The sequence below is a fragment of the Mucilaginibacter rubeus genome, assembly GCF_003286415.2.
Classification (GTDB): Bacteria; Bacteroidota; Bacteroidia; order Sphingobacteriales; family Sphingobacteriaceae; genus Mucilaginibacter; species Mucilaginibacter rubeus_A.
Window position 1 is genome coordinate 7,456,592 of sequence record NZ_CP043450.1, and the last position, 21,255, is coordinate 7,477,846.

At 44.9% G+C, this 21,255-nt stretch carries 15 protein-coding genes and 1 tRNA gene; 13 read left to right on the top strand and 3 right to left on the bottom strand.

What is annotated here, in order from left to right:
• Positions 1-164 precede the first annotated feature (164 nt).
• Complete coding sequence (locus tag DEO27_RS30665; protein WP_112573064.1) at positions 165-449, top strand: hypothetical protein; 285 nt, start codon at positions 165-167, stop codon at positions 447-449.
• A 3-nt stretch (positions 450-452) separates the two neighbouring features.
• On the opposite strand, the gene DEO27_RS30670 is transcribed toward DEO27_RS30665, so the two are convergent.
• The gene (locus tag DEO27_RS30670; RefSeq protein ID WP_112573066.1) at positions 453-1,280 is read right to left on the bottom strand and encodes a S1/P1 nuclease; all 828 of its coding nucleotides are present in this window, start codon (positions 1,278-1,280) and stop codon (positions 453-455) included.
• 58 nt (positions 1,281-1,338) lie between these two features.
• Positions 1,339-1,854 carry a hypothetical protein gene (locus DEO27_RS30675; RefSeq protein WP_146750061.1) on the bottom strand — a complete coding sequence of 172 codons (516 nt, stop codon included), beginning with the start codon at positions 1,852-1,854 and terminating at the stop codon, positions 1,339-1,341.
• 237 nt (positions 1,855-2,091) lie between these two features.
• Here DEO27_RS30675 and DEO27_RS30680 point away from each other — a divergent pair, with 237 nt between their 5' ends.
• A complete protein-coding gene (locus tag DEO27_RS30680; RefSeq protein WP_112573071.1) occupies positions 2,092-3,201 on the top strand; it encodes a sensor histidine kinase in 1,110 nt (369 codons plus the stop codon).
• A 150-nt stretch (positions 3,202-3,351) separates the two neighbouring features.
• Here the strand turns inward: DEO27_RS30680 and DEO27_RS30685 are convergent, their stop codons facing one another.
• Positions 3,352-5,637, bottom strand: coding sequence for a glycosyl hydrolase family 95 catalytic domain-containing protein (locus tag DEO27_RS30685; protein WP_112573073.1), 2,286 nt, complete (start codon positions 5,635-5,637; stop codon positions 3,352-3,354).
• 548 nt (positions 5,638-6,185) lie between these two features.
• Here DEO27_RS30685 and DEO27_RS30690 point away from each other — a divergent pair.
• From DEO27_RS30690 to DEO27_RS30735, 11 genes are all read left to right on the top strand, one after another.
• Positions 6,186-9,317, top strand: a complete 3,132-nt coding sequence (locus DEO27_RS30690) for a SusC/RagA family TonB-linked outer membrane protein (RefSeq protein ID WP_112573075.1) — start codon at positions 6,186-6,188, stop codon at positions 9,315-9,317.
• Positions 9,318-9,331: 14 nt separating this feature from the next.
• A complete protein-coding gene (locus DEO27_RS30695) occupies positions 9,332-10,687 on the top strand; it encodes a RagB/SusD family nutrient uptake outer membrane protein (protein ID WP_112573077.1) in 1,356 nt (451 codons plus the stop codon).
• An 11-nt stretch (positions 10,688-10,698) separates the two neighbouring features.
• Positions 10,699-10,769, top strand: a tRNA-Cys gene (locus DEO27_RS30700).
• A 29-nt stretch (positions 10,770-10,798) separates the two neighbouring features.
• Positions 10,799-12,160: a DoxX family protein gene (locus DEO27_RS30705; protein ID WP_112573079.1), complete on the top strand. Its 1,362-nt coding sequence runs from the start codon at positions 10,799-10,801 to the stop codon at positions 12,158-12,160.
• 27 nt (positions 12,161-12,187) lie between these two features.
• Positions 12,188-13,804 carry a hypothetical protein gene (locus DEO27_RS30710; RefSeq protein WP_112573081.1) on the top strand — a complete coding sequence of 539 codons (1,617 nt, stop codon included), beginning with the start codon at positions 12,188-12,190 and terminating at the stop codon, positions 13,802-13,804.
• 13 nt (positions 13,805-13,817) lie between these two features.
• Entirely contained in the window at positions 13,818-15,263 is a 1,446-nt protein-coding gene (locus DEO27_RS30715) for a phytoene desaturase family protein (protein ID WP_112573083.1), read from the top strand.
• A gap of 28 nt (positions 15,264-15,291) precedes the next feature.
• A complete protein-coding gene (locus tag DEO27_RS30720; protein ID WP_112573085.1) occupies positions 15,292-16,548 on the top strand; it encodes a YeiH family protein in 1,257 nt (418 codons plus the stop codon).
• 13 nt (positions 16,549-16,561) lie between these two features.
• Complete coding sequence (locus tag DEO27_RS30725; RefSeq protein ID WP_112573087.1) at positions 16,562-17,146, top strand: c-type cytochrome; 585 nt, start codon at positions 16,562-16,564, stop codon at positions 17,144-17,146.
• Positions 17,147-17,148: 2 nt separating this feature from the next.
• The gene (gene soxC, locus DEO27_RS30730; protein WP_223818094.1) at positions 17,149-18,387 is read left to right on the top strand and encodes a sulfite dehydrogenase; all 1,239 of its coding nucleotides are present in this window, start codon (positions 17,149-17,151) and stop codon (positions 18,385-18,387) included.
• A 153-nt stretch (positions 18,388-18,540) separates the two neighbouring features.
• Positions 18,541-18,678, top strand: coding sequence for a hypothetical protein (locus tag DEO27_RS31670; RefSeq protein ID WP_190295282.1), 138 nt, complete (start codon positions 18,541-18,543; stop codon positions 18,676-18,678).
• 99 nt (positions 18,679-18,777) lie between these two features.
• Entirely contained in the window at positions 18,778-21,093 is a 2,316-nt protein-coding gene (locus tag DEO27_RS30735) for a PAS domain S-box protein (protein WP_190295283.1), read from the top strand.
• Positions 21,094-21,255: the final 162 nt, after the last annotated feature.

The following is a 21,255-nucleotide window of genomic DNA, read 5'->3' on the forward strand; positions in this document are numbered from 1 at the left end:
AAGGTATAAAAAAAGCGTAGCGGTAACAAACTAATATCAGCCAATATAGTATCGTTTTTTTGTGGAGATGATGGTGTATTATTTCTTCGAGGTGATCAAACCATAATTAAGCGGCCTGTTGGAAGCAATAACAAGAGGCCGTTCATTAATTGATCAAAACACTTATGAAACCATTTGAAATCAGGGTTGGCCAAAGTCAGCAACTGTTAAGGTTTGAACCGCAGACACAACCCAATACCTTTAAAATTTATGCCGTCGACAAAGCAGAAGATTGGCTGAACCGGGAACAGGCGAGATCTGTTGATCTGCCACCGGATGGCTCCCTCGGAACTATTACCGTACACACTGCCCACCACTTTGATTTTGATGGCGCGGGTGCATTTACCGGTCAGGATTTATCAGCTATGGCTGCCCAGATCGTATTGCATCCGCAGTTCAAAACGGAATAAGTCTTAATGCAACTCCATTACGGCCGGCGGCGGAATGATCTTATAAGGGCCACCGCTAAAGGCTTCATTCAGAATACCTGCTAAGCGGATGCCGGCTTTTTCGAGCCTGCTTTCAACCAGTGGCATGTGCGTGCGATAATAAGCTTCATTAAAGTCTGGTGTTTTTTGGGCATCGCGGTAAAGCTGGCTGCTGGCCTGGTAACTTTCATACATCCAGGTGAGGATATCATCCTGTTGCCAGGCGCTGATCTGGCTGTCGGTAGCATGATCTACTTTTTTGGCCAGTTCAACATCGTTCAGGCCGGTGTGTTCAATAAGTCCGCTATCCCACAGGCCATGCAGATTACCGGGTTTGCCAAGAAACGATACCATGATGGTATTGCCACCCTGATCTTCGGCCCTGCTCACGTGCATAGGCTGGTGCAGGTCGCCTACCAAATGAACGATCATTTTTAGGGCCATTACTTTTTCTTCATGGCTTTTACCCGGTTCTATGAGGTCAAGACTGAATTTGCTCAGTGCCGAATACACATTGCTTTGGGTTTGCTCTATGACGGCAGTATTAAATTTATCACGGTTAAGGCCGAGGGGCAGATTGATATAATGAAACGGCGTGGTATATTTATAAGCATCCTGCATTCTTAATTCGTCAGCATAAACGCTGATTTCAGCCAGCGATGTATCGCCAATCAACTCCCGGATACCAGCTTTAGCTTTTACGGAAAGATGTTTCTCGGCAATGCGGCCTACAGCAAAATGCCCTGTTTTGCCCCATGACGCAAAAAATAGGATTACAATAATAGCGAGCGGTAAAGAGATGAGCTTTTTCATGGTTCGAAATTAATAGGCCGATGTTAAGTATTTGTTAAAAGTGTTTTTACCATCCTGGTCATGATTCAACTTCCAATATGAGGTATATTTTATCATTAATGCCCTTGTAAACCTCAACAGAACCGAGGTCGAGATCGGTAAGATCATGACAGCAAATGCCGTATTTACCATCGGTTTCATTCCGGTTTATCAGGCCGTTTCGCTGGTCGGGAGGGACAACTTTTGCTTGAGTCGTTTTTGTTTCCTCTTCATATATCTCGTGATATTTTTTGCTAATAGCCAGGATCAGGTCTTTTCTGGTAAAGTTTTCGGTTTGAGAGCTGATCTCCAAAACGGCTTGCCTGGTTAGCGGATAGTCTATAATCAAAGTGACTTTTTTATAAGGAAGCACTACTTCATTGGCACCAATCAGGCTGTCTATCTGTTTTTCGGGATGGTCCAGGCTAATCCATGGCATCAGTCCATCTTCAAAAGTCGCGGTGTCTTCGCCCGATGCTTTCAATTGGTAGTTAATAGTCTGGATCTTCGTGCCTAAAGTATCGGTAATCCCAGCCGCATTTGCAGCTCTGCTCATTTTACAGCTAATTATAGTAAACAATAGCAGCGCAGCAAGATATCTCAATTTCATTATTATGATTTTAATGCTGAATTTAAACAAAAAATAAACATCCGGAAAATGGCATTTTATAGCGGAATTGGGAAATTATGCCGGGTAAATGATTATATTTTAAAACTATTTGTTGTAATTATCAGTATTTTATCCAATAATCATATTAATGGTTATTTTGCAATACTTATAAACTGATTGGATATGGATCACTATGATGATGCCGGAATGCAGCCTTTACGGGCTTTTCCACAGGATAAACCGGACTACCTGCCCCGTGAAGGGAGTTGGGAACATGATGCGGTAAACCATAGTGACAGTTGGTCCGACACCATATTTGACATACTTGATATTTCAAATGAGTCGCGACTGGATAAATCTTATCTCTTAAGTTTTTTTAGAGAGCCATTTCTTGGGACTTTGGAAACGGCCATAACTGAAGCATCTCGATCAGGAGCACCCTGGGACCTCGAACTGGAGCTGGTAACTGCTAAGGGTAAAATAATTTGGGTACGTTTTTCCGGAAGCGCGGTTTTCGAGAACGATACCGTTGTTAAGATAAAAGGGAGCCTGGTAGAAATCGATAAATATCGGGCCGAGGAAGCCTCGCATCATCTATTGAAACAGCGCCATCAGCAGTTGAGTGGTTTTGCGCACATCCTGACCCATAATCTCCGAACACACGCGTACAATATTATGATGCTTACCGGGCTGGCAGACCGTAGTAAGCTGGATGCCTACCATGCCGATCTGCTTGATAAAGTAACAACCGTTTCCGATAACCTGATAGCAACCATCGAACAGATCTCAGGTATTATTAAGGTAAACGAGAATGTAATTGAATCGGAACTGCTGCGCTTTGAAGAAATTACGGAGAATGTGCTATCTGTGATGCGGGCAGAGTTGGACCTGCATGAAGCTGATATTGAAACCGATTTTATTGTGCCGGCCGTATTTTTTCCGCGGCTGTACCTCGACAGCATTTTAATGAACCTGATCAGTAATTCTATTAAATACAAGAAAGAACATGAGAAGCCGGAAGTGCTGATTAGTACCTATTTGGATGAGGAAAAAAATTGTGTGATCCTGGAGTACCAGGACAACGGTATCGGTATAGATCTTAAACGCTATGGCAGCAAAATATTTGGTTTGTATAAAACATTTACGCACAGGCCAGGGGCCCATGGGGTTGGTTTGTTCCTTGTTAAAACGCAGATCGAATCGCAGGGAGGGTATATTGTAGTAGAAAGCAAGCCAGACGTGGGTACCATTTTCCGGGTATTTTTTAAGCCAGGTACCCAGAGGCTTGATTAAATGCTGTGAGTAAAGTAGGAGTCTAAATCGGCCTTTATAGCTCACCCGTTTTACTTTTAAATGTTGCGCAAACGTTTGATATTGAAAATCATAAAGCTACCAATAATTAACAGGAGGATAATAAAACCGGGAGACATTTGGTTACTCCTTTTACTCGAACCCATTCTTTATAGTAATAACAGCACCCGGCTTAAAACTGAGATTTAAAAAGCCAGGTTCCAATTGATCTGCCTCCACATTTTCCCGGGCGTTGGTAAACCACGTTTTAAACGGCAGTTTTAATTTGGTTTTACCTCCTTTTTCTGAAGCGATGGTTATTTCTGAAATCTGTCCTTCTGCTTTCTTAACGCTTACCAGGAAAGCTCCTTCAGCCCGTAGGTTTTCAAATGCCACATTTTGCCATGCTGCAGGTACAGCAGGCATTACCTCAATAAATCCGGCATAACTTTGAATAAGCATTTCCTGTAGCCCGGATGCAAATGCAAAATTGCCTTCGAGTGTAAAAGGGCGGTATTGATACCGGGAATATCCTGATTTGGTTTGATCGCCGTTAAGGTGGAAACTGTTAACAGAACAAAACGCCTTAGCAAAAATATTAAGGTCCTTCAATGCGCCCTCACCATCTTTAGCCCGTGCTTTCATATTTGCAAGCCAGGAGTAAGAGTAACCGCACCAATAGGCAGGCCCTATACTATCAAGCAGATGGATAGAGTTATTGATTATTGATTGTGCTTTCGGCCCATCTTCCCACTTGATGAGGCCTAAAGGATGAATGCTCATCATGTTAGAAAAGTGGCGGTGAGATTGATTGTAGGGCATTCCCGGGGCAAACATCAGTTCATTGGCATTGGTTAGGGCAAAGTCACCATACTCCGAACCAATTTTTTCCCAGTGCGAAGCTTCAGCTTTAAGGCCTAATTCATCAGCCATTTCAGTTGCAGCTTTGAAAATAAATTTCATAAGCGACAGGTCGTAATTGGTGTTTTGGTGAAACCAGGCGGTAATGTCATTATCATTAATTTCGGGGCTGGAACTGATGGGGAGCTTACGATGGCCGGTGCTATCCAACACCGTTATGTTTTCAATAAACTTAGCCACATCCTTAACCCAGGGATAAGCCCTGTGCTGTAAAAAATCTCTGTCCATACTGTACCGCCATTGCAGGTAATAATGCTGTGCCAGCCATGAGGATACTGTGGGAGAGAGCGAATACTGGATCCAGCCTCCCATTTCGGTACCATCAAGTGTGGTAACGCCGGGTACTGCAAGGCCGTCTTTGCCGAAGTACATTTTTGTATACCGTTTGTAGTTGGCCTTGTTTTGATCAAGATGATCAAGGTATGCCATGCTCTCATCCAGATGGTTTGCGCTGTAGCCCGGCCAGTAGCTCAACTGGGTGTTGAGGTCATGATGAAAATCACCTTTCCATGGCGGTAAGCGCCCGTTATCGGCAGTCCACACGGCCTGGAGCGAGATAGGGGGAGCCCCGGTTCTTGAAGCAGCGCCAAATTTATACTGTTCAAGATACCATTGTTTTTCGAGCAGGGTATCCGGAATATGAATGGCCGATTTACTCCAGAACTTTTTCCACCAGCTGCTGTGCGAAGCATAATCATTATCATACCCTCTTGTTAAAGCTTTCCCGTTGGTAACCGTAGCGATAACATTTTTTCTTTGATTTGGATATTGAGAGGAAATGCTCCATACTCCTTCAATAGTATGAAGGCCTTTTTTGTGCCAGCTTACATTAATTTGGTAAGTAAAACCATTCCATCCTTTTTGTATGTAGGTAATGTTATTCCCGTGTTTTGTAATGTTTCCCTGCGGATAGCCAAGCCTCGAAAGGTCATCGCCTCCAACCGGATCGCCGGATACTTTTACTTCTCCCTGATACCTCGGCGCAATTATTTGCGGCACAATGTCGGTATTGATATTTTCAAACTGGAACCAGCCAACCGGCGCGGTAGCATGAATATATGTTTTAAGAACAGCGTGATTAGCCCATTCCACCCGGCAAAGCGCATCTGCCAAACGTAAATTAACAGATACCACCTTTCCCCAGCTACCTGTGTTGAATTCCAATGCCCCTGCCGGAATCTTTGACGGTGCGGGCTCATTATCATAGGGCTCATCAAAATACTTTTGCACGGGAGCATAGTCTTTTCTATTCACGTGGTCAATAACCCATTGATAGTTAAACTCCTGCCTGTGTAATCCCTTCATCGGGCGCATGTCCCATATATCGGCCCTGTCGAGCGAAAAACGTAAATGATCCGATTTTTGCCATATCAGCGCGCCAAGCATACCATTACCCAATGGAATAGCCTCATCCCAGCGGCTGGCAAGTGTATCAAAGTGCATATCATGCTTTGTTGATTGGGCAAATGTGCCTGTGGCAAGCAAAATATAATAAACAAGGAATGCGTACTTCTTCATATCGAGTTCAATACATCAGAAAAGGTCTCCTCTAAAATAATGTATTAGTAAGCCAAACGTGCACAGGCAGCAACGCAAACGTTTGTTATTGGTTGATAAATGTAACAATTGTAACAAATTAAATATATAGTCTATAGATTTGGTAGTTTATTTTTTAATTTCTATGTTTGTCGCCGTACTAATAAAAAAACAAGAGTGATGAACACTTTTTTTACCACCACCAAAGTACTTCCTGAACACGCACAATTAATGCACGCTTCTCCAAAAGCATGTATGTGCAGTTGTTGTAAATAACGCTATCTGTTCGTGAAATTAATTATAGCAGGTTAACAAACCGGCCCTGCATCGCTATGAAAAAAATGATTGAATTTGTAAGGTACCTTAACACAGCATATGAACTAAAACTATACCCCCCTATTAAAAAATAACCGGCAAGGAAGCCTTGCCGGTGTAGCAATGACAAACCGGCTACGTAACGCCAATCACTCCGCCTGTTTGCATCTGAGCTAAACTAAACGCATTGAACATTTATTTTAACCTCGTTAAATATGGAAATATTTATCCGTAAAAACACAACTGTACTTTTCAAATATATTTTCCTGCTTCTGTTCTTTTTCCCGTTTGCGGCAGTGGCCCAGCAGGAGCCGCCTGCAACCGTTAATTCCATTTTAAAAGGACGTGTATTTGATGCTGCCACCCGGGATGTACTTCCGGGGGCGGTAGTATCAATTAAAGGCACAACACACGCCGTTTCAACCAGTGCCGAAGGCCGTTTTGATTTTGTAACCGGTCAGAAATTTCCTTATACATTAATCGTTCGTTTTATTGGTTATGATCAGCAGGAAATAGTTGTCAACGGCAGCCCTGTTGAAATTTACCTGAAGCCAATTCCGCAGCAGCTTAATGATGTAGTGGTAGTTGGCTACGGTACCAAAACCCGTAAAGATCTTATCAGCTCGGTATCAACCATAAAGGCCGATGAAGTAAAGAAAACTCCCGTTGCCAGCTTTGACGCGCAGTTACAAGGTAAGGCATCCGGCGTACAGATCAATTCAAATACCGGTGTACCTGGCGATGGAATATTTATCCGCGTGCGTGGTACTACGTCAATCAACGCCAGTAATGATCCGCTGTATATAGTTGATGGGGTGTTTTTAAATAACACCAGCTTGCAAACGGTAAACACAGGCGGCAGGGCTACATCGCCAATTGCCGACATTAACCCGGATGACATCGAGAATATAGAGGTTTTAAAAGATGCCAGTGCTACAGCTATTTATGGCTCGCGTGGCGCTAATGGTGTTGTTATTGTTACTACCAAACGCGGTAATTATAACAGCAGGCCTAAAATTAACTTCAATGTTTCGCAGGGTTTAGCCTGGCAGCCAAAAGGCAGGCTTTGGAAGTTGACAACCGGCCCTCAGCACGCCGAGATTGTAAATGAGTTTTACCGTAACTCTGAGGCTGATGCCATTGCGGCGGGTAACGCGGCGGGGATTAAAACTTATCAATATCAACCCTTCCGTGCAACTGACGATAACCCTACAGCTTCACCGGCACCAAGGGGCTTACCATCGCAGCAAAATACCTACGACCGTTTGAGCGAATTATTCCGCACAGGTAACCTGGCTAACTATGACCTGTCTTTAGAAGGTGGTTCAAAGGATACCAAATATTATATAGGGGCGGGTTATACTAAACAGCAGGCTGATATTAAGCCAATTGATTTTAGTCGCCTTGGTTTTAAAGTAAACCTTGATCAACGCATCAGCGATAGGGTACAGGTAGGTACAAGCAACAGCATTTCGCGCTCGTACCGCAACCAGGCCCGCTCAGGCGATGGCCCGGCGGGTGGTTTGTTCCAGTCGGCTTTGCATACACCAACCTATCTGCCCGAAACCAATCCGGATGGCACACCTGCACGCTACGCAGGCTTTGATAACCTGCAGGTGCTGATTGATAACTACAACGTACATACCACGAGCTTGCGCTACATCGGCAATGTTTATGCTGATATTGAGATTTTGAAAGGACTGAAATTCCGCTCAAGCTGGAGTGTTGATTATAACAACTACAACGAATCTGAATACTGGAACGATAAAACGCAGTTAGGTGCATCGCCAACCAATGGTCTGGCTACATCGGCCATAACCCAAAGCACCGCATGGATCAACGAACAAACCTTAAACTATCATCACCTGTTTGGCGAAAAACATACTTTGGATGTAGTTGCCGGTAATACGCTGCAAAGCAATATTATTCAACTTACATCGGCACAGGGTACAGGTTTCCCTAATAATGCCTACACCGATATTTCATCGGCTTCAACCCGTACGGCTAACCAAACCTGGACAAAGGCTAACTTATCTTCATACTTCTCGCGTATTTCATACAACTATGCCAGCAAGTATTATTTAGAAGTGAGTGCCCGTGCCGATGGTTCATCAAAATTCGGTGTCAATAATAAATGGGGGTATTTTCCATCGGTAGGTGCTTCATGGCGTGCTAAGGAAGAAAGCTTTTTGAAAGATGTAAACTCAATCAGCGATCTTAAACTGCGTGCAAGCTACGGTGTTACCGGTAACCAGGCTGGTATCAACAACTTCGCGGCGCAAGGTTTATGGAGCGGTGGTGCGGGGTATCCTGATAATACCACCGGAGGCGATAAAGCCGGTACCGCGCCGCAGCAGTTGGCTAATCCAAACCTGAAATGGGAGCGCACTGCGCAGGCCAACGTAGGCTTCGACCTCGGTTTGCTGAACAATCACCTGAACCTGTCTGTCGACCTGTACTCTAAACAAACCAGCGATGTACTGCTGCAATTACCCGTTCCGGAGATTACCGGCTACAGCACTTATTACAGCAACGTAGGTAAAATAAGCAACAAGGGCTACGAGGTAAGCATCAGCTCAAACAATATCAAAACAAAAGATTTTAGCTGGAGCAGCAGTTTCAATATCTCAGGCAACGTTAATAAAATTAAATCGCTGCCGGTACCAATTAACCAGTACAGCCGCGACTGGATCAGGATGCAGCAGGGCTACTCTATGTTCTCGTTCTGGATGTATAAACAGTTAGGTGTCGATCCGCAAACGGGTAACGCCATATTCGAGGACGTTAACAAAGATGGTGTGATTAACACTGCGGACCGCCAGATAGTTGGCAATGCCCTGCCTAAATACTTTGGTGGCTTAAGCAACACCATTACTTACAAAGGTTTTGATGCCAGCTTCCTGTTCAGCTTTGAAGAAGGTAACAAAGTGCTTAACCTGAACCGCTTTTTTGGCGAAGGTGGCGGTACTCGCGATGCTAACCGTGTAATATTTGCCAGTCAGTTAAACAGGTGGCAAAAGCCAGGCGATATTACCGATGTGCCACGCTTAACTGCCTATGGCAACAACTATACGCTTGAACAAAACAGCCGCTTCCTGGAGGACGGTTCCTTTATTCGCCTTAAATCATTGAGCCTTGGTTATACGCTGCCAAAAGCGCTTACTCAAAAAATTGACATTCAGTCGCTGCGTATTTACGTGGTGGGTAGTAACCTGTTATTGTTCACCAAATACACAGGGCCCGATCCGGAGGCTAACGTAGGCGGCGGACAGGATGTACAGGGTATTGACCTGGGTACACCACCACAGCCACGCTCAGTTCAGTTAGGTGTAAATATTACTTTATAAGGAGGGCAACGATCATGAAATTACTTAAAACTTTAAAATATACAATCCCGGTTCTGTCGCTTGTGACGCTGGCTTCCTGCAAAAAATTCCTGGAGGTTCAGCCTAAAGATTCCGTATCTGACTCACAAACCATTGTTGATCGTGCATCTGCCGAAACCGCGGTGCGCGGTATTTACAGGGCATTATCTGCCGATAACTACTATGGCGTAAACTTTGTTTCGGTAGGTTATTTATCAGGCGATAATATCCAATGGACAGGCTCACAATCTATAGTGCAACAGTTTATTGACCATAATGTAAAGGCTGATAACGCCACAGTATCAGGTATTTGGCTGGCTATTTACACAACCATAAACCGTGCAAACTATGTAATTGCCAAATTACCCGGCGTTACTGATGCTACCCTGACAACAGCCGAAAGAAACCAACTGTTAGGCGAAGCGTACTTCATCCGGGCCTTATGCTACTTTGACCTTGCCCGTACCTGGGGTGGTGTACAGATAGTGACCACGCCAACCATATCGGCTACAGATAAAAATGGCATCAAACGCAGCACGCTTGAGCAAACTTATGCACAGGTACTTAGCGACCTGAATACTGCCGAACCATTGTTGCCGCTACCAACTTCGCAAAACCCGGTAAGGGCCAATAAAGAAACAGTTTACGCCTTAAAGGCAAGGTACTACCTGTACCAAAAAGACTGGACTAATGCCGAAAACTATGCTACGCTGGTATTGGGCGATACGCAGAATTATTCGCTGTTAAAGCCTTACAGCGCGTGGTTTGCCAACAATGCGGTAGGTACTAAAGAATCGGTGTTTGAACTGGCTTACAGTGCTACTTATACCAATGGTCACCGTGGGCAATGGCAGCCGCCTGCTAATAGCGGTACCCGCCAATGGGCGCCTAACGCCGCGTTTTTAGCATTGGTAAACGACGCTACCATAGGAGGTAACCGGAGTGCTTTGGTGGCTAAAACATCTGCAGGTTTATGGTATGGCAACCTTTATTACCGCAGCCCGGCAACAGATCCGGCTTATATCATCAGGATTGCCGAAGAATACCTGATCCGCTCGGAAGCGCGTGCACAGCTTAATAAGCTTGCCGATGCCCGGATTGATTTGAACGCTGTACGTGACCGCGCAGGCTTAACAGCAACAACAGCGGTTTCACAAGCCGATATTTTGCTGGCCATTGAAAACGAGCGCCGTATTGAGTTCGCTTTAGAAGGTCACCGCTGGTTTGATTTGGTGCGCACCGGCAGGGCGGCAGCCGTATTGGGCGTAACAGACGCCACGAAAAATATTTTGCCTATCCCGGTAGATCAGCTGAATGTTGACCCTGCCTTAACGCAGAACCCCGGGTATTAACAAGGACATAAAGCCGGGTGACTGAGTGGCTAAGTTGAGGTCTGCAAAACCTTGTACGGCAGTTCGAACCTGCCCCCGGCGTCTTCTAAATCAATTTAAAAACATAAAACAATGAGCACATTAACCACCAACCAAACTAAATGGAAGGAATACGAAAAGGGGGCTTTTCGGTTCTTCTTCATTTACTTTGTGCTGCAGGCCCTTCCGCTTGATTGGAAGTACTTCGGCAACCTGTTCCGCATTCAATGGGGCAGTCTCGGCTTTGGCGATATTTTTTACATCAGCCGTTACACGCCGCAATTTATATCTGGCAGCAGCACACCAGGCACATGGGGCATAGGCACTCTTGCCGATTGGGCGTTCATAGCAGGTATCGCATTGATAGGCGCTATCGTATGGAGCATTCGCGATAAAAAGAGCGAAAACCATAATAAGCTGTACTATTGGTTAAGGGTGATTTTGCGTTACCGCCTGGCTATCGGAATCATCACTTATGGTTTTATCAAGTTCTTTCCTTTACAATCACCACTTCCATCTATAAGCAATCTAAATACATCTTATGGGGATTTTGACCGTTGGAAACTTTTCTCGTTAAGCCTGGGTATAGTGCCGGGTTATGAATCATTTTTGGGTTTGGTGGAGATAATAGTTGGCGTATTGCTGCTGTTCCGTAAAACCGCGACACTCGGTGCTATCATTATCCTGGTATTTACGGGTAATGTGTTTATCTCCAATATAGCTTATGATGGCGGCGAAGCAATTTACGCGCTTTACCTCATCAACATCGCTTTGTTCCTTACTGTTTACGATATCCAACGGATTTATAACCTGGTAGCCCTGCGTAAACCAACGGCGCCAAATACAGTAAAAATTTCATTAAACGGGCAATGGCGTACATCTCGTTTGGTGTTAAAAAGCCTGTTTATTTTCTTTTTCGTGTTTCTGTACGGATATAAAACTTACGCGGCTTATCATCATGATATCTACCAGTACCCAAAAGCTAAAGGGTTAGCCGGTACTGCCGGTTTGTATAATGTGAGTGATTTCAGGGTCAACAGTAGACAACTGCCGTACTCGCAGACCGATACCACCCGCTGGAACGATGTTGTTTTTGAGAAATGGAACACCATCAGCATAGGTTCGTTAAAAAGATATAAAGCCGATGCTGCTACCACCGAAGAGATCAGCAAAAACAACGATGATCGTAAATATGAACTTGACGGTACTACCGGCCGGGCTTATTACAGCTATGTTGCCGATACGGTAAAACAGGTTTTGCTGCTCAAAAACAGGAACAGCAATTATAAGGCCGATCAGTTTACGCTGCATTATACCAAACCTGAAAACGGCACTATTATCCTGACAGGTGTTGATCATAACAAGGACTCTGTTTATGTGCAGCTGGACAGGATTAACAAAAAATACCTGCTGCAGGAAGCGGCCCAGGGCAGGAGCAAGGCACTTAAACTTTAAGCTATAAACCTTTAAAAGATATTTATCATGGCAACAACAGTAATAAACCCCGACACCAAACAGGTGGGCAATGTTGTACCCGAAAGTAAACCCCGGCAAGCTGCCCCGGTAACTGATACCGGCGCACAGAAGGAATGGACTGCTACCCAGCGTGTAGCTTTCCGTATCGCTTTCATCTTTTTCATTATCATGTGTATCCCAACCACTGCCGAGTGGTGGAATAACCTGGTGACCATTAACTGGTTCCATCTGCATTACCGCGACTTATATGACATAGCGCGGTTTTCGCCAAGCATTTACAAATTTCAAACCCCGGCGTATAACCTGTTAGGCTATATTGATTGGGTTGAAGCGCTTGTTATCGGTATCGTGGGCGGTCTTATCTGGACTGCGCTTGATAACAAAAACAAGCAATATCATAACCTGTATTACTGGCTGCGCGTGGTGGTGCGGTACAGGGCAGGTATAGGCATAATCGGGTTCGGCTTTACAAAGCTGTTCCCGGTTCAAATGCCTTATCCTTCATTAGGTGTACTTAACACGCATTTCGGCGATTTGACAGCGCAAAAGATCTACTGGCTTTCGGTAGGCATTGTGCCCTGGTACCAGGTGTTTGCCGGTGTTGTGGAGCTGGCTGCGGGCACCATGCTGTTCTTTCGCAAAACCACCACTTTTGGCGCAGTGTTGCTATTGGGAGCTTTGGGCGATATCACTTATGTAAACTTTGCCTATGATGGCGGAGTGCATGTGTATGCTTCATATTTTGTATTGTTCTCGGCGTTTTTATTATGGTACGATATTGTACCGGTTTATAACCTGCTTATCAGAGAGCGTTTTACCGTTCCCCCGGTTTTGATCCCGGAAATTAACCAGAAATGGCTTATCGTTACACGCATCGTTTTAAAGACCGGTACTATTGGCATATTCCTGGTTTGGCTGTACTATTTGCAGTATGTGAATTTTAAATATGATCCTTACAAACAACCGGCTACAAGCGGTATAAAACAGTTGAGAGGTAATTATAATGTGAGTGAATTTAAGCTCAACGGACAGGATATACCTTATTCTCCTTTAGATTCGGTGCGCTGGCAGGGAGTAACGTTCGAGAAATGGTCGTCCTTAACCTTTAATGTTAATAAGCCATTAAATCTCGACTTATCTAATGGTGGTGGTGCCGCTATGCGCGATATCAACCGTAACTTCGAGCTTACAGGCGTAGCCGGAGGTAAAAGGGTATTTTATTACGATGCCGATACCGTGAACAAGGTACTTTACCTGCAGGATAAGCTGCCGGAGTTTAGCAAACGGAAGGGGAAGCGTGGCAATCGCGGCGGAGAGAAAGCCGGCGATAACAAACTGGCCAAATCATTTATCCCCGCCGAGGCAAAAGCAAACATCCGTAACGAGGTAACGGCTATTGATCCGGCGGCACAATCAACCCGCCGGCAGCGTGGTGTGCCCGAAGAGCTAAAAGATAAACGTAAACGTGCGCACATGGTGTTAAGTTACAACGCAGATGCAACGGGATCGCACATTGTGTTGACCGGCAAGGACGACAAGAAAAATGATGTGTATATTGTGCTTGACCGCGTAAACCGTCCATACGCGCTTACCGATAGCAAATTGGTGGCGGGCAAATACTAAAAACAGATACCAGATGAAACCGGAAAAACGTGATTATGATGCAGTGATAGTAGGCTCGGGGCCAAACGGCCTTGCAGCGGCCATATTATTGCAGCAGCATGGGCTTTCGGTTTTATTGCTGGAAGGGAAGGACAAAATAGGCGGCGGCTTACGGACCGAAGAACTTACGCTGCCCGGTTTTAAACATGACGTTTGCTCGGCAATTCACCCGCTGGCTGCCGGATCGCCATTTTTTGAAACGCTGCCCCTGTATGAGCACGGCCTGGAATATATTTATCCGGAGGTTGCGGCGGCGCACCCTTTCGATAACGGAACTGCCGCGGTGCTTAAAAAGTCGATCATTGAAACTGCTGATTTGCTTGGCGGGGATAGAGATGCCTACATTAAACTGATGGCGCACCTGGTAAAATCATGGCCAGGTTTGGCTGCTGATGTATTAGGACCGCTTACGTTTCCGAAACACCCGGTTGATCTGGCAATTTTTGGACTGGATGCACTGACATCATCAACTCACCTCGCCAAAAAGTTTAAAACCGAAGAGGCCAAAGGGCTTTTGGCAGGTATGGCCGCGCATAGTATTCAGCCATTAACCAACCTTACTACATCGGCTATTGCTTTGGTGTTGATGGCTAACGGACATTTAAAAGGCTGGCCGGTACCTAAAGGAGGCTCGGTGAAAATAGCGGATGCGCTGGCATCATATTTTATATCAATTGGCGGGAAGATAGAAACTAACACTTATGTCACCGCTTTTGATCAGCTGCCATCGGCTAACGCGGTATTGTTTGATATCACGCCGAAACAACTGCTGCAAATTGCCGGGCATAAGTTTTCATCGCTGTATAAGTGGCAACTTGAACGGTACCGTTACGGTATGGGGGTTTTTAAGGTAGACTGGGCGCTTGACGGCGTTGTGCCATTTAAAGCAGAGGGGGCAAAGCAAGCCGGAACGGTGCATATCGGCGGTACTTTAAACGAAATTGCAGTTGGGGAACAACAGATCTGGGAAGGTTTACACCCGGAAAAACCATTTGTGTTATTGGCCCAGCAAAGCCTTTTTGATAGTACACGTGCACCCGAAGGTAAACATACGGCCTGGGCATACTGCCATGTTCCTAACGGATCAAGTAAAGATATGACAGATATCATAGAGAAACAGGTAGAACGTTTCGCACCTGGTTTTCGTGACCGAATTATTGGAAGGCATACATTTAACACCCGGCAATTGGAGAATTATAATCCCAACTACATTGGCGGGGATATTAACGGTGGCGTTATCGACATTGGCCAGTTATTTACCAGGCCGGTTTTGCGGCGCTCGCCTTATCGTACATCGGCAAAGGGCATTTATATCTGTTCGTCATCCACACCTCCGGGTGGGGGAGTACATGGCATGTGCGGCTATCATTCGGCCAAACGTGCATTAAAAGATGTTTTTAACATCAGCATAAAATCATAACATATTATCACACTATAAAAACTCAATTATGTCAACCACCACTACTAAACTAACCCTGCACGAAGACTGGGCAGTAGTTATTTTAGGTTCTTTGATCATTATCCTGTCGCTGGCAGGTCTGCTTTTACCTGTCCCAACTTTCGGCTGGAAAACCAGTGCCGACTTAACCGGAACTGTACTGGGTTCCGCAAACCTGGTTAAAATACTTTTACAATTTGTATTTGTAGCCATTATTGGCGGTATAGGCGCATTTATAACCGGCAAATCTGTTAAGAATTATGCTTTAGGTTTTCCACTGGTTTATGTAGTAACCATACTGGCGCTTGTGCTTGCTGGAAGTAGCCAGGCTAAGTCACTTAACCTTGAGGCTGTAATATTCAGTTTGGTTTTGGGGTTGCTCATCAGCAATTTTATTAAACTACCGGAATGGTTAAAGTCATCACTTTCAACTGAGTTGTTTGTAAAAGTAGGCCTGGTATTGTTAGGTACCAGCGTAATTTTTGGCGATATTTTAAAAGCAGGATCTTTGGGTTTGATACAAGCGCTACTGGTTGTAACCTCCGTTTGGTACTTTGCTTACTGGACTTGCAAAAAGCTTAAGGTTGATGATGAAATGGCCATGATGATATCAAGCGCGGTATCCATTTGTGGTGTATCTGCGGCTATAGCTACAGCGGGTGCCATCAAAGGCGACTCAAAAAAGCTTTCGTATGTAATATCCATGGTGTTGATCACGGCTATCCCGATGATGATCTTCATGCCCATCATCGCTCATTATTTCAAATTTTCGGAACCGGTAACCGGTGCATGGCTGGGCGGCAGTATTGACACCACCGGCGCGGTTGTGGCATCGGGATCATTGGTTGGCGAGGTTGCATTGAAGATTAGCACCATCGTTAAATTCTCGCAAAATGTATTACTTGGCCTGGCGGCTTTTGCTATCTCTATTTACTGGACTTATACCAAGCACCCATCGGCAAATGATAAAGAAACCAAACCAACACTTAAAGTGATTTGGGAGCGTTTCCCCAAATTTGTATTGGGTTTTATAGGTGCTTCACTGCTGTTCTCGTTCTTTCTGCCGCCATCGGCTGCTGCTACGGTTAAGGATAGTTTAAAGAACTTGCAGGGACTATGGTTCGCCCTCGCCTTTACCAGTATTGGCCTGGAAACCAACTTTGCCGATCTGTTTAACAGGAACAGCAAGAAGCCGTTATACGCGTTCCTGATAGCACAAACCTTTAATATTTTCATTACGCTGGTTATAGCGCTGATATTATTCTAAAATAGCTTTTATCATGCTTAAAAAGTTAAAGCTAAGGCGGAGCCATGCCCTGATTTTCGGGGGGATCACCATAATTGGGATGGTGATCTGGCTTTGGCTTTCTTATCAAAATAAGCAAAAATGGCCCCAAACATTTGGTTACGGTAAGACTGCCACCCAACAGGATATAACCAAATGGGATATTGATGTACGTCCGGATGGTAAAGGTTTGCCAGAGGGGAGCGGTAATGTGGCTGATGGAGCGATAATTTACACAAATAAATGCGCAGCCTGTCACGGGGCTGATGGTAAGGAAATTAAAGGAGTGAAGCTACCCGGTCCGCCATTAGTGGTGGGCGGTGGTAAAACCAAAACTATAGGCAATTACTGGCCTTATGCCACTACTTTGTTTGATTACGTACGCCGGGCAATGCCCTATAACGTGCCCGGTTCGCTGACCAATGATGAGGTATACAGCCTTTGCGCCTGGCTGCTGAACGAGAACAAGATCATTAAAGCCAATCAAATAATGAATGCCCGCACGCTACCTAAAGTAGAGATGCCGGCGCAAAAACTTTTTATTGTTGACGACCGCAAGGGCGGCCCGGAAGTAAAATGAATATGGAACAGCAGGATAAGCCGGTAAAAGCAACCGAAAAGAAAATAAGTCGCCGTACTTTGCTGGGCGGGGCTTTGGCTACAGCTATTTTGCCGGTAACCTCGGTATTTGCAAAATATATCCAGGTGGGAGTACCTGCGATTCCCGATCCTACAAAACAACCCGGTCCGCTGCCGGGAAAAGTCGGCACACGATCGCCATTTGAAAGCCCGGTTAAGAAACCATCGGATATTTCTTCGCGTACACCGCTGCAGGATCTGTACAGTACTATCACCCCATCCGATCTGCATTTTGAACGGCACCATGCCGGTGTGCCTTCCATCGACCCAAATCAATATGAGTTGCTGATACATGGCATGGTAGAGCGGCCGATGAAATTTAGTCTGCATGACCTGAAGCGTTTTCCATCGGTAACCCGCACCTGTTTTATTGAGTGCGCGGGCAACTTTCGTACCGGTAAAGAGGACATGACCGTGCAGGAGATCCTCGGCCTTACCAGTCAAAGCGAATGGACGGGCGTAATGCTTTCAACCCTGTTTCGTGAGCTGGGTGTTGACCCCAAAGCCACTTGGTTTTTAGCGGAAGGAGGTGATGCCGCCGTGCTTACCCGAAGCATCCCCATCCGTAAAGCCTGGGATGACGCCATGATCGTATACGCCCAGAACGGCGAAGCCATACGTCCGGAACAAGGTTATCCAGCCCGCTTGCTTTTACCCGGATGGGAGGGAAATACCAACGTAAAATGGCTTCGACGGATAGAAATTTCGGATGCACCCTATTTTACCCGCGAAGAGACTTCAAAATATACCTACCCGGTAAAAGACAAGATCAGGATGTTTAGCTTTGAAATGGATGCGCGGTCTATCATCACCTACCCATCCTTCCCGCAAACGATTGAACGCGGCTGGATCGAAATTCGTGGTATAGCCTGGAGCGGCAGGGGAAAGGTGGTAAAGGTTGAAGTGAGTACCAATGCGGGAAAAAACTGGAATGAAGCGCGGCTACAGGACCCGATACTGGAAAAAGCGCATACCTATTTTCGCCACCTGTGGCATTGGGATGGCTCAGAAACGGAAATACTTAGTCGCGTTACCGATGAAACGGGTTATACCCAGCCCACATTAAAACAACTCATCGACGCCCGCGGCAAAGATATCGGCGGCTACCACATGAACCCCGTAACAGCATGGCGGGTTAAACGGGATGGGAATGTGGTTTTTAAACCGGAAAACCATAAGTAGCTGAATTAAGATTCTGCCTTTCAGTACGTTTTAAACATTTTGATTTATTTAATATTTTTTATTATGCCAGGAAAAGCTTATTATTGAGGTAACTGTCGTTTGAACAGTTATATCCTGATAAGTTTTCATTTCCCATTTTAAAAGTAAATTGCCGTGACACAACGTGACGACGAAGAGTATTCTTATTACAACCCGCATTTAGTGGTTACCGGTTTATTGGTTGCCTTTGGGGGATTAATAGCTTACGGAGCAATTATATGGGGCATACTGATTATTATTCGTTACCTTTAAGTATATTTTTTTTAACTTCCTACACCCTTAATCATATAATAGTCTACAACCTATTTGGTTATAAAACGTTTAACTACTGTTGGATCAATGGTTTTTAGAATGAGATTTGGAGCCCTCCGGATAAGTTTGGTTTATATTGTCATCAGTATCTTATGGATCACATTTAGCGATCAGTTGCTTTTTCTTTTTGAGCATAAATTAAGCAATATTGAGTTTCTGTGGCTAAGTTCTGGGAAGGGATATTTTTTTGTGATTGTTACCGGCTTATTAATATTTTTCCTGATCCGTTCTGACAACCGAAAACTTCACATGAGCGGAGCCCAATACCGCGACATGTATGATTCCAACCCTAATCCCATGTGGATTTATGATCCGGGTACGCTTCATTTTGTTTCGGTAAATGATGCTGCCATTGATGCTTATGGCTATACCCGCGAGGAATTTCTGAGCAGATCAATTTTGGATATCAGGCCTGTTGAGGATAGATCGGACGTAATTGCCGCCGCCGCCCGGCTGGAAGGCAATATTAACCAAAGCGGTACCTGGCGGCATGTAAAAAAAGACGGCCGCGAAATCATCGTCAACATTACATCGCATCAGATCCTGTTCAACGGGCAAACCCATATCCTTGTTATGGCGCGCGATGTAACAGAGTATGTGATTTTTGAACAAAAACTGGAGCGTATGAACCAGGATCTGCTGGAAGAAAGACGGAAGCTTCGGGATACTCAATTATTTACCAAAGTAGCCGGTTGGGAGTTTTATCCTGCTCAAAGACTGTTGGTTTGGTCGGATGAGGTTTACCAGCTTACTGGTTTAGATAAAACAGATGGGCGCGATGCATTTGATATCTACCTTCAGCACATTTATCCGGAAGACCGCCCGGCGATGACCTCGGCCCTTGAAGCGCTGATTACTGAGGGAAAACAGCTGGACGTTACGCACCGGATAATAGCCCTGGATGGTAGTACCCGTTATATCAGGCAACTGGCCCGCCTTGATGATTCCCGGGATCCTGGTCGTAAAATTATAGGTTCGCTGCAGGATATCACAGAGTTTAAGCAACTTGAGCATGAGCGGAACAAGTACCTTTATAATTTTGAAAATACACTGAACAGTATCAGTGATGCTTTTTTCGCGCTCGATACAGAAATGAAGATCATCCGTGTTAACGATGTGTTTTTGCAGCTGATCGGAAAAAAAGAGGCAGAGGTAGTAGGCGGGAGTATTTTTAAACTTTTTCCGAAAGAGCAAAATAAATTGTATCCTGCTTATCAACGGGCTTTGGAGGAACGGGTCATTGTCAGGCGTGAAGATTATTCTATTGTTTTGGGGAAATGGATCCGGTTGGCGGCATATCCAACAGATGAAGGTGTTGGCGTTTATTTTTCAGATGTTACCGAAGATAAATTAAAAGATCTGAAGTTAAAAGAAGCGGTAGAACGATATGAGCTGGTATCGCAGGCTACCAAAGATGTTGTATATGATCTTGATATGATTGAGGATAAACTGATCTACAATACCAGTCTTACTCAATTGGTTTTAATACCGGTAAACCGGATTGGCCATGACTTAAACTGGTGGCGGGCGCTTATCCACCCTGATGATATTGATGAGGTTGTGCAAAGCCAGGCAAAGATCAGCGGGCAGGGCCTTACCAACTGGGAGTGTGAATACCGGATCAATGTGGGCGATGGGGTTTATAAATATGTTATGGATCAGGGCTATTTTGTTTATGATGCTCAAAAAAAACCTGTTAGGCTGATTGGGGCCATCAAAGATATTGACGCGCTTAAAAGAAGTACACAGGAGAATAAGAAGCTGGCCGATATGATCCGTCGCGTAAATAATATGATAATTGTTACCGATCCGGAACGAACGGTGCAGTGGGTGAATGAAGCCTTTGAAGAGCAAACAGGCTATAAATTACAGGAAATTTGCGGACGGCAGGGTACCGACCTCCTTGTGGGTCCCGACACCAATAATGCCGTATTGGATGAATTTGTCCGCAGGCAATCACTCCACGAAACTTTTGCCTCAGATATATTAATTTACACCAGAGATAAAACTCCTGTCTGGATCTCGGCCCAGTTATCCCCGGCCTATAGCGATGGTAATGTTTTTCAGGGCTACGTGATCATTTGTCAAAATATTACGTTCCGGAGGGAAAAAGACGAAGAGATCAGGCAGCAAAACGAATTGTTGCGCGAAGTAGCGTGGATGAGTTCGCACCAGATCCGAAAACCGGTGGCTACCATGCTCGGCCTGATCAATTTGTTAAAATTAGCGCAGACAAAAGAAGAACGTGATGAAGTTTTACCTTTATTGGAACGTTGCGCGCACGAAATGGATGATGTTATACATCGCATCCATGAAAAGATCCCATCAGTTCAATCTTTCGGCTCACGCTTATAAATTTAACTTACGGGTTAACATAGACATTGAAGTATCAAAGAAATTAATCCGGGTGCAAAAAAAATATTATCTTCAATTTTTATAATTGAACCTTATCATACAAATGCAAATTGAACTTAGCACCTTGCACGCGTCAATAATAAAACAGGCGGCACTACAAGC

What these genes read in the sequence shown, in the direction of transcription:
- DEO27_RS30665 (WP_112573064.1), top strand. Translation starts at nt 165, where the DNA reads ATGAAACCATTTGAAATCAGGGTTGGCCAAAGTCAGCAACTGTTAAGG.
- DEO27_RS30670 (WP_112573066.1), bottom strand. Translation starts at nt 1,280, where the DNA reads ATGAAAAAGCTCATCTCTTTACCGCTCGCTATTATTGTAATCCTATTT.
- DEO27_RS30675 (WP_146750061.1), bottom strand. Translation starts at nt 1,854, where the DNA reads ATGAGCAGAGCTGCAAATGCGGCTGGGATTACCGATACTTTAGGCACG.
- DEO27_RS30680 (WP_112573071.1), top strand. Translation starts at nt 2,092, where the DNA reads ATGGATCACTATGATGATGCCGGAATGCAGCCTTTACGGGCTTTTCCA.
- DEO27_RS30685 (WP_112573073.1), bottom strand. Translation starts at nt 5,637, where the DNA reads ATGAAGAAGTACGCATTCCTTGTTTATTATATTTTGCTTGCCACAGGC.
- DEO27_RS30690 (WP_112573075.1), top strand. Translation starts at nt 6,186, where the DNA reads ATGGAAATATTTATCCGTAAAAACACAACTGTACTTTTCAAATATATT.
- DEO27_RS30695 (WP_112573077.1), top strand. Translation starts at nt 9,332, where the DNA reads ATGAAATTACTTAAAACTTTAAAATATACAATCCCGGTTCTGTCGCTT.
- DEO27_RS30705 (WP_112573079.1), top strand. Translation starts at nt 10,799, where the DNA reads ATGAGCACATTAACCACCAACCAAACTAAATGGAAGGAATACGAAAAG.
- DEO27_RS30710 (WP_112573081.1), top strand. Translation starts at nt 12,188, where the DNA reads ATGGCAACAACAGTAATAAACCCCGACACCAAACAGGTGGGCAATGTT.
- DEO27_RS30715 (WP_112573083.1), top strand. Translation starts at nt 13,818, where the DNA reads ATGAAACCGGAAAAACGTGATTATGATGCAGTGATAGTAGGCTCGGGG.
- DEO27_RS30720 (WP_112573085.1), top strand. Translation starts at nt 15,292, where the DNA reads ATGTCAACCACCACTACTAAACTAACCCTGCACGAAGACTGGGCAGTA.
- DEO27_RS30725 (WP_112573087.1), top strand. Translation starts at nt 16,562, where the DNA reads ATGCTTAAAAAGTTAAAGCTAAGGCGGAGCCATGCCCTGATTTTCGGG.
- soxC (WP_223818094.1), top strand. Translation starts at nt 17,149, where the DNA reads ATGGAACAGCAGGATAAGCCGGTAAAAGCAACCGAAAAGAAAATAAGT.
- DEO27_RS30735 (WP_190295283.1), top strand. Translation starts at nt 18,778, where the DNA reads ATGAGATTTGGAGCCCTCCGGATAAGTTTGGTTTATATTGTCATCAGT.